This window comes from Vibrio hangzhouensis (assembly GCF_900107935.1).
Classification (GTDB): Bacteria; Pseudomonadota; Gammaproteobacteria; order Enterobacterales; family Vibrionaceae; genus Vibrio; species Vibrio hangzhouensis.
On record NZ_FNVG01000002.1, the window covers coordinates 396,548 to 408,156 of the forward strand.

Sequence of the window (11,609 nt, forward strand, 5' to 3'; positions counted from 1 at the left end):
AAAAAATGTAGAGCTAACTCTCTCATACCATCGGGATGGCAAATACGCTGTGGTTACCCGCTCCCTACTCTTTGCAGAGTAGAAAAATTATAATTGGTAGGAAATATCTATGTGGATTCCTTCAAAACTGACTCGTCCCGGACGCTTACACAACGCAATTGTCCGTCCTCGAGTTTTGGACCTGTTAGCGCAGGCTCCTTTTTATAAACTGGTACTGTTTCGCTCCCCTGCTGGTTACGGCAAAACAACGATGGCGGCTCAATGGTTGTCTGATAAACCTCATGTCGGCTGGTACAGTATTGATGAAAGTGATAATGACCCATTCCGCTTCGTCAACTATCTGCTGCAAGCCATCAATAAGGCGACCAACAACACCTGCCCAAATGCCCAGACTCTGGCAGAACGTCGACAATTTTCTTCGCTTCACTCACTATTCAGTGAAGTGTTTGCCGAACTGACGAGTTACCACAACGAATGTTACATCGTTCTGGACGACTATCATCTGATCACTGATGAAGACATTCACGAGGCGATGCGCTTCTTCCTGAAGCATATGCCAGATAACGTAACCCTTGTCGTCACCAGTCGTGGCAATCCACCGCTGGGCACCGCTAACCTGCGCGTACGCGATCTTATGATTGAAATAGGCAATGAACTGCTTGCCTTCGATACTGAAGAAACCACTCGCTTCTTTAGTCAGCGTCTTGCTAGCGAAATCGACAACGAAACGGCAAACTCACTGCGTAGCTATGTCGAAGGCTGGCCTTCCGCATTGCAACTCTTTGCGTTGCAGGCACAACATCAAAAACGCACTCTGGCCCAATCGGTAGAAACCATATCCCAGTTTAACCATGTTCATTTATGGGACTATCTGGTCGAGGAAGTGTTTGATCTTCTTGATAAAGACACACGAAAATTCTTGATGCAGTGCTCAGTCCTTGACCACTTCAATGACAGCCTGGTAACGGCACTAACCAAGCGAGATGATGCGCTGAGCATGATCGAGTCCCTGAATCGTTTTGGTCTGTTTATCTATCCATTGGAAGGCGAGAACAACTGGTTCAGATTCCACAACCTGTTCGCTGAGTTCCTGTCTCATGAACGTAAAGCCCGAATTCCACAGCAGGAGATTGAACTGCACCTTGCCGCAGCCGAAGCCTGGCTGGAGCAGAAAGTACCGCATCAGGCACTGCGCCATGCCCAATCTGCAAGCAACAGCGCATTGGTCGCCAAGATTCTCACGGAGTTTGGCTGGAAGATGTTCAACCAGGGGGAACTCTCCACCCTTGAATCTGCCATCTCTGTGCTCAGTGAAGATCAACTCTACAGCCAACCTAAGCTCTGTATGCTTCAGGCCTGGCTTGCACAAAGTCAGCATCGTTATAACGATGTGGGTGAGCTTATCGCCAAAGCCGACAAAGAGATGGCCGCACGCAATGTTGAACGTACCAAGAAACAAGAAGGCGAGTTCCATTCTCTTCTCGCTCAGGTAGCGATAAATCAGAACTCACCTCAACAAGCGCTGGAGCTTGCGGAACAGGCGCTGAGTGAACTGGATCATTCGGTCTATCGTAGTCGCATTGTGGCAACTTCAGTCGTAGGTGAAGTGAACCATGTTATCGGCCAGCTCAGCCGTGCGCTGTCTATGATGCAGCAAACAGAAAAACTGGCCCGACAATATCACGTCTACCATCAGGCTTTGTGGGCTCAGTTGCAACAAAGTGAAATCCTGATTGCTCAAGGCTATGTTCAGGCAGCCTTTGAGATTCAAGACAGCGCGTTCAAACTGATTGAAGAACAGCAGCTTCATCAGGTGCCCCTGCATGAATTCCTGCTGCGGGTTCGCGCTCAGGTTTTATGGTGCTGGAACCGTCTGGATGAAGCAGAAGAATGTGCATACAAAGGTCTTGATGTCCTTGGCAATCATTCGCCTAGCAAACATCTTCACAGTTACTCCATGATTGCCCGTATCGCGATCGGACGTGGCGAGCTTGATAAAGCCGCAAAGTTTATCGAGCAAATCCAACATTTGATGAAGCAGTCCACCTACCATGTCGACTGGACGGCCAACGCCTCATTGTCACTGCTACTTTACTGGCAGGCACGCGGAGATGTAGAAGCAATCGAGCAGTGGCTTGAAACAGCGATTCGCCCAGAGGATGCATGCAACCACTTCCTGCAACTTCAGTGGCGTAACATCGCCCGTGCCCAAATTAATCTCGGGCAGTTTGAACAGGCTCAAGCCACGCTGGATTTCCTCAACGGTGAAGCCACGAAACACCAGTTAATCACAGACCGCAACCGAAATCTGATCGTTGAGGCCGTGCTTAACGTTCAGAACAAAGATGAAGAGACGGCAAAAGTCCTGCTCAAAGAGGCGCTAGTACTGACCAATCAGACTGGGATGATCGGTAACTTCCTGGTGGACGGTGCGACCATTGGCCACCTACTGGAGAAGCTGGTCTCGAAATCTGAGCTGGGTGATCTGGAACGTCACCGTGCGCAGCTGTTAATGAAAGACATCAACACGACTCAGCGCAGTCGTTCGGTACACTTCAACGAAGAGTTTGTCGAGAAATTGGTGAATCACCCGAACATCCCTGAGTTAGTACGTACTAGCCCACTAACTCAGCGTGAATGGCAGGTACTCGGATTGATTTATTCCGGCTTCAGCAATGAGCAGATTGCACAGGAGCTGGATGTCGCAGGGACAACCATCAAAACGCACATTCGTAACCTGTATCAAAAGCTGAATATTGCTAACCGCAAAGAGGCAATCAGTACTGCGGAAAACTTACTTCAATTGATGGGGTATTAGACTCCAGAAACTAAGCCTCGGCAAAGCTGCCGGGGCTTTTTTTATATAAGACGCCTTTTGTACTTCTTGAGTATCCTGCCTTACCAACAATTCACGGCTCGATTCGACGACATAACGTCTGCCGACCATCGCTCTCAAGCAAATGCATTTCTTGCGCGTAAAGTGCTGATACGGTCGTTACAAGCCACTTCGTTTGCCTCAATTCTTCTGCTACAGGCTCCGATAATTCATGACCACTGGCATTAGTCGAATCCAGCTCCAGTAAAGTGAATGTTTCTGTTAACCGGGTCCCCGTTAAGGTCCAACTTCCGCCAGTGACCAGCTCAAACCTAACCGCTCCCTTACCAGTTGTCACCGGATAGTTCAGGAACACTCTGCCATCAAAACTGCCATTCTCATGGTATTTAACCTGCACTCTGGACTTAATGCCGGAAAGCTTATAGTTGCACTGCCAGTGTCCAACCAGATTACTCTCAGTAATAACCAAGGGTTGAAGCGACTTTTCTTCGGTTGGGTTGCACCCAAAAAGAATCAGCCCCCAAAGAACGGCAAACACCTCCCTTTTCATTTTGAATCCCATTACATTCGTCTACCACACCATTAAGTGTAGGTAACCGTTTGTTTAAGAGTGATAAAATTGTGGCTTGTTAGCTCGGCATCACAACCAACCCCATTGAATCCAATAACTGACCCTGCTGCCAGTCACAAATTTTTACGCCGGTTAAATCGACTCTTCTTGGATCCAAGCCTTCAAGATCAACATGACACAAGTCAGCCCCCTGAAAACAGAACTGTGACCAAGCCTCCGCAGAAAAGACACCTCGACTGAGATCAGACTCTTTGAGTGATGCCCCCATCAAATTGGCTCCAATCCAACGATTCTCAAACAGCTCACATTTTTCCAGTACTAAGCGCTCTAGATTGGCATAAGAGAGGTTGCACCCGGTGATAAATGCCGAACAGAAATACACGCTATGACTGACCTGATTGGCAAATCGCGCCCGTTGAAAGTTCGCTCCTTTTAGGTCACAGTCACGTAACTCAATTCCAAAGCAATCCGCACCTTCAAAGTTGCACATCGCTAACTGACAGTTGCTGAAACTGGCATCTTTCAGGGTGGCGTAATCAAACTGACACCCTTCCAGATCCGAAGTTTCAATAAACTTACAACGGTCAAATTTCGCATCAGTAAGGTCAGCCCGAGAAAAGTCACACAGGATAAACTGGCAGTTTTCAAATATTGCCTGTTGTAGCTCTTGATTAGAAAAATCGTGGTGACGATACACGGTATCTTTAACATTCATAACCTTACTCCTTCGTAGCGGCTGACAGACTAACACCTACACTGTCAATATTCGAGAGTTATAATCCTTTTAAAAACAACACTTTAAAACATGCCTAAATGGCCAATTTAAGGCGTCTAGAAGGCGTCAGGAGCCCGAATATATTCTATTGAGAACGCTCAGTCGTTGAAAAAAGTTTTGTGGCATGTAGAGGCAAATAGAAACAACACCTACAAACTTAAATGAACGCATATACAAATATGATTATGACCACTAAACAAATGAGGTAAAGATTGAATTTAAACTTGAAAGGCTAGCCCAGACTGACCAGCCTTCACAGTTCTGCTAACGCTTTTCATACAAGGGGACATTCTCACCCAAAATGTATTTCTGCCTTAGAATACTCGATACCTTATCCAGTCCCATGATGATGGCGACAAGAACGAGCGTAATAAACATCACCACATCCCAGTTCCATAAGCGCATGTTTTCCGCATAAACCAGGCCGATACCGCCAGCGCCGACAAAACCCAGTACCGCTGCAGAACGAGTATTTGACTCTAATTGATACAAGGTCAATGCAAGGAAGGTCGGAAACGACTGAGTAAAGATAGCAAAACGATGTTTTTGTAAATTGTTTGCTCCCAACGCGGTTAGGCCACGTGATGGCTTTTTATCTGCCGATTCGTGACTCTCGGCATACAGTTTGCCAAACAGTCCTAAATCTTGAACGAATACCGCCATAACACCAGCAAGTGGCCCTAAGCCCACCGCACGAACAAAGATCATACCCCAAATCGCCATATCAATTCCGCGCAAAACATCAAACACACGACGCATAAAAGTTGCGATAATACGAAACGGTCCGGACATCACGTTGCGAGCGGCCATAAAAGATAAAGGCAATGCCACAAGGGATGCCGTTAACGTGCCGCCGAAAACAATCGCCAGAGTAATCGCTATCTGCTTAAAGTAATAGGCAAACGGCCAATCCCAGAAATCTCGCCATACAAACATATGTAGGAAATAACTCATGATTTTGCTATTGCCCATTTCAAACTGCTTTGAAGACACACCAAAGAAAGCAAAAAATAGGAAGTAATACACCACAACGCTGCTCGCGAGCACTGCAACGACGGTCAGATAGCGTTTTTGCTGCGAGAAGATCGCTTTATTTTCTTGTTTGATTTGCTCTAAGGTTAGCTCTGTCATTTTACATCTCCACTAATGACTTTTTTGCGCAGCACGCCCGACGCCATATCTATTAGTGCGACGACAATGATGATCAGCAACAGCGTAATACTGACCTGATCGTGTCGACCCAAGCTGATGTTAGTCATCAGTTCTTGACCAATACCACCCGCTCCGACTAGACCTAGAATGGTCGACGAGCGAAAGTTAATTTCAAATCGTAAGAACATATACGACAGCACTGTCGGCTTAATTTGCGGCCAGAATGCAAAACGAAGTCTCTGCACTGGTGTTGAGGCACACGCTGTTAAACCTCGCACAGGTTTATCTGAAATAGTTTCGATGGATTCATAAAACAGCTTGGTGAGACTGCCAATGGTATGCAGCGTTAACGCCACGAAACCAGGAAAGGTTCCGACACCATAAGCCATCACAAACATCACCGCCCACGCCAGCTCAGGCATGGTGCGCAAGAAAGCAACAAAGGATCGTACAGCCACTCTAACAGGTGCAGTAGCATAACCATTACTAGCGGCTAAGAATGCCAGGATGATCGCAATGACTGATGACACTAAAGTCGCGGCAATCGCAACATTAATGGTTTCCCACAACAGAGGGATTTGAATATGTAGGCGATAGCCCCAGTAAATCAGAGAACCGGGAACCGCACGACCACTCTCATCACGACTGGCGAATAAGACATCCCATGACAGCTGGGGAAGTGTGTCGTAGATATAATCGAAAAGTGCAGGCGCGTTATGTAAAATGGTTGAAAGGCTAAACTCTGCATAGTGCCCAGAAAGCAAATAAAGCAGCATAAACATGGATGACCACATAAGTGCATCCATCTTCTGCTTACGACGAGCCTGTTGGTAATATTGTTCAAACTGCATGAAATTGACCGTAGAAGTAATAAGCTGGCAGCAACCTGCCAGCCTTTAATTAGGAGGAGTGATTAACGCTGAGCGAATTTGGTCGCTTTAACTAAGTCGATGATTGACTGGTATTCAGCAACACTGGTCTCTTCTAAGTGAAGTGAGCCACCCGCCGCTTTGCTAAAGCAAGCGTTATCTTCACGGTCCAGCTTCTTCACAGCGGCAATAAGCTTATCTTTGAACTCAGGATCTAGACGGTTGCTTACAATAGTTGGGCCATTAGCAATAAGTGGCGACTGCCAAATAATGCGTACTTTTTTCATTAAGTCAGCGTCATGGTTCATATAACGTAGCAACGCGCCAGCGCTATACCCTTTATAAACGTCGCCAACCATCGATGACCACGTTACTGCGGCATCAAACTGACCGTTAAGAACACCGACGATGTCTTGTTCATGACCACCAGAGAAGTTGACCGATTTGAAGAAACCATCAAATTGGTTATCCATGTTTCCACCCAGTGTATTTTCTAACTGGTTGTTTGGAATAAGAAAGCCCGATGTCGAGTTTGGATCAGCGAAGGAGAACACCTTGCCTTTCAAGTCTTCAATTGACTGATATGGACTATCTTCTTTAACCAAAATAACCGAGTGATAGCCGCGAGAGTTATCGGTGTTATCCACAGTGATACCGACCAAATCCACCGCTTTAGGGTCATTCAGGTACACTTCAGCGTATGACTTGGGTGACATGTTGATGACCAGGTCGATTTTTTCACCCAGCAAGCCTTGAATAACTGCGTTGTAGTCGCTGGAGTTACGAATGTTGGTTTTCACACCCAACTCAGCGTTTAAGAAATTAGCCACACACTGGTTGTCACCAATTTGGGCTGCTGCATTTTGACCACCTAAAATACCTAGGTTGATTTCACTTGGAGCAGCCGCATTCGCGTTAAAAGTCATTGCAGACGCAACGGCGATACCAATAGATAGAAGCTTTTTCATCACTTGTCCTTAAAATTTATTGTGTCCAGTTTTCCGATTGGATCAGTTGATTTGGTCGATCTCATCGCCATAGAGGCGATGTAAAACATCATCATTGAGGCCAGAAGGATGTCCGTCGTAAATCACCTTACCTTTGGCAAGACCAATTACTCGGGAGCAATACTCCTGAACCAGTTCGATTGAGTGAAGATTTACCATTACCGCCACACCATCACGGCTGACTTTTTGCAGCGCTTCCATAATGCGAACGGTATTTTTTGGGTCCAACGAGGCAACCGGCTCGTCGGCAAGCAGGATCTTGGGGTTTTGCATCATCGCACGGCAAATCGCCACACGTTGTTGTTGTCCGCCAGAGAGGTTTTCTGCACGTTGCAGTGCATAGGGCAACATGTTGAGCCACTTAAGCAGTTGGATAGCTTGAGCTTTGTCTTGGTCGCTGAAAATTTTAAGCAATGATTTAAGCGTCGAGGTATGACTCAAACGTCCGAGCAAGACATTGGAAATTACATCCAAGCGAGGCACTAAGCAAAAATCCTGGAAAATCATGCCGCAGTGGGTACGCCACTCGCGGATTTCCTTTCTCGACATCGACAGTACATTGTCAGTCGATAGGTCTTTATGCACATTGAGAATTTCGCCACTGGTCGCAGGGATGGTGCCATTTAAGGTATGTAACAACGTGGATTTTCCCGCTCCTGAACGACCTACCACAGCAACAAATTCACCGGCGTGGAGCTCAAAGCTGATTCCATCGAGAACCACTTTTCCTTGTTGGTAAGACTTAGTCAAAGCGCGAGTTTCAAGAACCTTTCTACCCAGTTGTGGCGATACAAACTCCTCTGTATTCGATACAACCGTCAGTTCCGGCATGGTCATGGCCATAAGTTTTATTCCAGTCAATAGTGTTTACTGACTGAATATTAGAGCGTGAGTTTTTGACGAATTCGGGATAGTTTTGTGACTGATTTATGAACAAACCAGCTGTACAAACACAAATATCCAAGTGAAGAGCAACCAACGAGACACAATCTCGTCCGACTCAAGCTACCAGAGTTGATTTGATTAAGTGTTATTGCAAGTAAACTTAAAGGCTATAAGCTAAAACTCACCTCGACCGATGACATTAGGGAAGTACTAGATAATGAAATTGTTGATTTTTCTTGGGTCAGTAAGAGAGAGCACCCCACCTCGACCCGCACGACTGGGCGCAAGAGTCAGTGACGCCTGTCTGTCTCTGCTAAGGCGCTTTTATCCTGACATTGAAGTGGAAATCATCGACCCTCTTACCTTGAGCTTTGATGCGGTTTTTAAGCCTGAATTTGCTTACAGCCGAAGTAAAGTACCAGAAGACCTAAAGCAATTGGCAGCGAAGATTGAACAAGCCGATGGCTATGTGATGGTCTCACCTGAGTACAATCACTCCATGAGTCCGGCACTAGCACACCTTCTTAATCACTTTGGCAGCTCTCTTTTTTCTTATAAACCCAGTGCGATTGTGACCTATTCTGCAGGACAGTGGGGAGGGGCCAGAGCGGCGATATCAATGCGTGCTTTTCTCTCGGAGCTAGGTTGTTTGCCAGTATCTGCCATGATTCATATTCCCAATGCCGCTAGTGTGTTCGATGAGAAAGGCGACGCCCAAAACGAAGCGTCTCAACAAGAGTGGGACAGTTATATGAATCGAACGCTGGCTCAGCTTATTTGGTGGGCGGAAGGTGCCAAAGTTCAGCGCGGCGCCAGCGATCCAGCTGAACTTATTCAAGCGTTTCAACGCGACCCTTCACAGAGGAACGCGCCAAAATAGTCAGCACTCGAGGCTATTTTTTGTACTTATGCAAAATAGCCTTGGGGATATGACAATAGTCATTCGGGTGAAGAGTGAGTCGGTCTTGATGTTCGTCATCACTCTTTACGTAATTGCTAAGTGGCAACACCTCAACCACGATTTTATCTGCATCGGAACGCTCGGCAATGCAACGTTTCACTCGCTCAAGATGTTCTGGATTTACACTATAAACTCCGGTGCGATATTTCTCCCCGACATCAATCCCTTGCTTGTTTAGGCTATAAGGGTCAATGATTTCAAAAAAGAAATCCATAAGCTGCTCAATCGATACCTGGCTCGTATCAAATTGAGTTCGAACGCACTCGGCATAACCGTCATAGGCACTTTGAGTTGAATTTGTCGTTCCATTCACACGTCCCGCTTCGGTAGCAATTACCCCCGGAAGATAACGCATAAATTCCTGGACACCCCAAAGGCAGCCACCAGCAAAATAGAGCTCTTCTCTCATTGTATTCTCGCTAAAACCCATGACACGCTGACTCTACCAGATTTTGAAACAACAATAACCTCGGTATCATAAATAACGCAGTGGTCGGAGTAATCCTTCAAATATGTAACGATAAACAAAAAAGCGCAGCTCTATAACAAACTGCGCTTCCTCTTACTTCGCTCTAGATTAGGCGATTTCTGCCACTTTCACAGGCGCAGGATTACGAATCAAGAAATCAAAGGCGCCCAGGCTCGCTTTTGCACCCTCACCCATTGCAATGATGATTTGCTTGTAAGGAACGGTAGTCACATCACCTGCTGCAAACACACCTTTCATACTGGTTGCGCCGTGGGCATCGACTTCGATTTCACCGCGTGGTGAAAGCTCGACTTTTGTGCCTTTTAGCCATTCACTGTTTGGAACCAGGCCGATTTGAACAAAGATACCTGCAAGCTCAATCTGCTTGATTTCATCTGTGTTGCGATCTTTGTACTCAAGACCTGTCACGCGAGTGCCGTCACCAAGAACTTCCGTGGTTTGTGCCATGGTGATGATATCGATGTTCGGCATGCTGTTGGCTTTGTCGATAAGCACTTGGTCTGCGCGAAGTACATCAGCAAATTCAAGAACGGTTACATGCTCAACGATACCCGCTAAGTCAATCGCCGCTTCAATACCTGAGTTACCACCACCGATAACCGCCGTACGTTTGCCTTTAAACAGTGGACCATCACAGTGAGGACAGTACGCCACGCCTTTGTTGCGATATTCTTGCTCGCCTGGGACGTTCATTTCGCGCCAACGTGCACCCGTACTGGTAATCACAGAGCGAGCTTTTAGCACTGCGCCGCTTTCTAGTACCACATGGGTGTAACCATCTTCAGTATCCTCTGCATCGATGATATTTGCTGCACGCTGCTCAGTGATTACTTCAACACCGTACTCTTTAACGTGCTCTTCTAAACTTGCCACCAGCTTAGGACCTGTGGTTGCTTTCACTGAAATAAAGTTCTCGATGGCCATGGTGTCCATCACCTGACCACCAAAGCGATCCGCTACAACACCAGTGCGAATGCCTTTACGCGCTGCATAAATAGCCGCTGAAGAGCCCGCAGGGCCACCACCGACAACAAGTACATCAAACGGTACGGTTTCGTTGAGTTGGTTGGCTTTTTTCTCCGCCGCCCCCGTGTCCACTTTGTTCAGAATTTCATTAAGAGACATACGTCCCTGACCGAATAGTTCACCGTTAATGAACACACTTGGTACCGCCATGATGTCGCGCTGTTTCACTTCCTCTTGGAACGCTGCACCGTCGATCATGGTGACGTTCACCAGTGGATTAATCGCAGCCATCATGTTAAAGGCTTGAACCACTTCTGGGCAGTTTTGGCATGATAACGAGATAAAGATCTCAACATCTAGGGGTGAGTTCAGCTCTGCAATTTGCTCAATGGTTTCCGCTTCTAGCTTGATTGGGTGACCACCTGTGTGCAGTAGCGCTAGCACTAGTGACGTAAATTCGTGACCCATAGGCAGACCGGCAAAGCCAATTGCGGTGCCCTTCTCTGGGTTAACTACGCGCATAACTGGTTTGCGCGGGCTGGCTGCGTCGTCACGGACAACGTCAATTTTGCTGCTTAGTGATGCGATGTCATCTGCTAGAGATTGGATCTTGCTGGCCGTATCACTGTCATCAAGGCTGAGAACTAATTGAACTTGGGTTTTTACGTTTTCTAAATACGCTTTTAGCTGCTGCTTCATTGCTTGATCTAACATACTGATACCTATTCTATAAGACTGCTTAACATCAGAAGGAATTAAAAAGGGATAAATTAAGGGGACCCTTTTGATGTTGAATTAATACTGCGTTTAAAGGGTGCACGCCCCCACTTTTACCAGCCAATGGTAAAAGCCATAAAAGTGACTGCGGGGCGTGCAACACGGACACGAAATGCCGTCTATTGCTGCGTTTGGTTAAGCTCTAAGAGCGTTTAGATTTTGCCAACCAGGTCCAGAGATGGTGCGAGTGTTTCTTCACCTTCTTTCCATTTCGCCGGGCAAACTTCACCAGGATTCGCTGCTACGTATTGCGCTGCTTTCACTTTACGCATCAGGTCTTCTGCGTCACGGCCAATGCCTTCTGCTGTGATTTCCATTGC

General features: G+C 46.7%; 10 protein-coding genes and 1 pseudogene. 2 read left to right on the top strand and 9 right to left on the bottom strand.

The annotated features are described in order from the left end of the window. Positions 1 to 109: 109 nt before the first annotated feature. Positions 110 to 2,818 (top strand): HTH-type transcriptional regulator MalT, encoded by a 2,709-nt coding sequence (malT, locus tag C4S60_RS03595; protein WP_103878955.1) that lies wholly within the window; start codon positions 110 to 112, stop codon positions 2,816 to 2,818. 91 nt (positions 2,819 to 2,909) lie between these two features. Here the strand turns inward: malT and C4S60_RS03600 are convergent, their stop codons facing one another. The 6 genes from C4S60_RS03600 to phnC form a co-directional block, all read right to left on the bottom strand. Continuing rightward, positions 2,910 to 3,386: a hypothetical protein gene (locus tag C4S60_RS03600; RefSeq protein ID WP_146060845.1), complete on the bottom strand. Its 477-nt coding sequence runs from the start codon at positions 3,384 to 3,386 to the stop codon at positions 2,910 to 2,912. Positions 3,387 to 3,465: 79 nt separating this feature from the next. Beyond that, the gene (locus tag C4S60_RS03605; protein ID WP_103878957.1) at positions 3,466 to 4,122 is read right to left on the bottom strand and encodes a Qnr family pentapeptide repeat protein; all 657 of its coding nucleotides are present in this window, start codon (positions 4,120 to 4,122) and stop codon (positions 3,466 to 3,468) included. A gap of 324 nt (positions 4,123 to 4,446) precedes the next feature. Beyond that, a complete protein-coding gene (phnE, locus tag C4S60_RS03610) occupies positions 4,447 to 5,313 on the bottom strand; it encodes a phosphonate ABC transporter, permease protein PhnE (protein WP_103878958.1) in 867 nt (288 codons plus the stop codon). Beyond that, positions 5,310 to 6,185, bottom strand: a complete 876-nt coding sequence (gene phnE / locus C4S60_RS03615) for a phosphonate ABC transporter, permease protein PhnE (protein WP_103878959.1) — start codon at positions 6,183 to 6,185, stop codon at positions 5,310 to 5,312. Before phnE (C4S60_RS03615) ends, phnE (C4S60_RS03610) begins: the two co-directional genes overlap by 4 nt. A gap of 62 nt (positions 6,186 to 6,247) precedes the next feature. After that, the gene (phnD, locus tag C4S60_RS03620) at positions 6,248 to 7,171 is read right to left on the bottom strand and encodes a phosphonate ABC transporter substrate-binding protein (RefSeq protein ID WP_103878960.1); all 924 of its coding nucleotides are present in this window, start codon (positions 7,169 to 7,171) and stop codon (positions 6,248 to 6,250) included. A 42-nt stretch (positions 7,172 to 7,213) separates the two neighbouring features. Further along, positions 7,214 to 8,053, bottom strand: coding sequence for a phosphonate ABC transporter ATP-binding protein (phnC, locus tag C4S60_RS03625; protein WP_103878961.1), 840 nt, complete (start codon positions 8,051 to 8,053; stop codon positions 7,214 to 7,216). Positions 8,054 to 8,312: 259 nt separating this feature from the next. On the opposite strand from phnC, the gene C4S60_RS03630 reads away from it, so the two are divergent. Then, positions 8,313 to 8,975, top strand: a complete 663-nt coding sequence (locus tag C4S60_RS03630) for an NADPH-dependent FMN reductase (RefSeq protein WP_103878962.1) — start codon at positions 8,313 to 8,315, stop codon at positions 8,973 to 8,975. 13 nt (positions 8,976 to 8,988) lie between these two features. Here C4S60_RS03630 and C4S60_RS03635 read toward each other — a convergent pair whose 3' ends face one another. From C4S60_RS03635 to C4S60_RS03645, 3 genes and pseudogenes are all read right to left on the bottom strand, one after another. Further along, positions 8,989 to 9,465, bottom strand: coding sequence for a peptide-methionine (S)-S-oxide reductase (locus C4S60_RS03635; protein WP_103878963.1), 477 nt, complete (start codon positions 9,463 to 9,465; stop codon positions 8,989 to 8,991). A gap of 168 nt (positions 9,466 to 9,633) precedes the next feature. Continuing rightward, positions 9,634 to 11,226: an alkyl hydroperoxide reductase subunit F gene (gene ahpF, locus C4S60_RS03640; RefSeq protein ID WP_103878964.1), complete on the bottom strand. Its 1,593-nt coding sequence runs from the start codon at positions 11,224 to 11,226 to the stop codon at positions 9,634 to 9,636. 215 nt (positions 11,227 to 11,441) lie between these two features. Continuing rightward, positions 11,442 to 11,609, bottom strand: a pseudogene (locus C4S60_RS03645) (peroxiredoxin); the annotation flags it as partial.

Excerpts from the sequence above, each read along its gene's own strand:
- malT (WP_103878955.1), top strand. The coding sequence starts at position 110 with ATGTGGATTCCTTCAAAACTGACTCGTCCCGGACGCTTACACAACGCA.
- C4S60_RS03600 (WP_146060845.1), bottom strand. The coding sequence starts at position 3,386 with ATGAAAAGGGAGGTGTTTGCCGTTCTTTGGGGGCTGATTCTTTTTGGG.
- C4S60_RS03605 (WP_103878957.1), bottom strand. The coding sequence starts at position 4,122 with ATGAATGTTAAAGATACCGTGTATCGTCACCACGATTTTTCTAATCAA.
- phnE (WP_103878958.1), bottom strand. The coding sequence starts at position 5,313 with ATGACAGAGCTAACCTTAGAGCAAATCAAACAAGAAAATAAAGCGATC.
- phnE (WP_103878959.1), bottom strand. The coding sequence starts at position 6,185 with ATGCAGTTTGAACAATATTACCAACAGGCTCGTCGTAAGCAGAAGATG.
- phnD (WP_103878960.1), bottom strand. The coding sequence starts at position 7,171 with ATGAAAAAGCTTCTATCTATTGGTATCGCCGTTGCGTCTGCAATGACT.
- phnC (WP_103878961.1), bottom strand. The coding sequence starts at position 8,053 with ATGGCCATGACCATGCCGGAACTGACGGTTGTATCGAATACAGAGGAG.
- C4S60_RS03630 (WP_103878962.1), top strand. The coding sequence starts at position 8,313 with ATGAAATTGTTGATTTTTCTTGGGTCAGTAAGAGAGAGCACCCCACCT.
- C4S60_RS03635 (WP_103878963.1), bottom strand. The coding sequence starts at position 9,465 with ATGAGAGAAGAGCTCTATTTTGCTGGTGGCTGCCTTTGGGGTGTCCAG.
- ahpF (WP_103878964.1), bottom strand. The coding sequence starts at position 11,226 with ATGTTAGATCAAGCAATGAAGCAGCAGCTAAAAGCGTATTTAGAAAAC.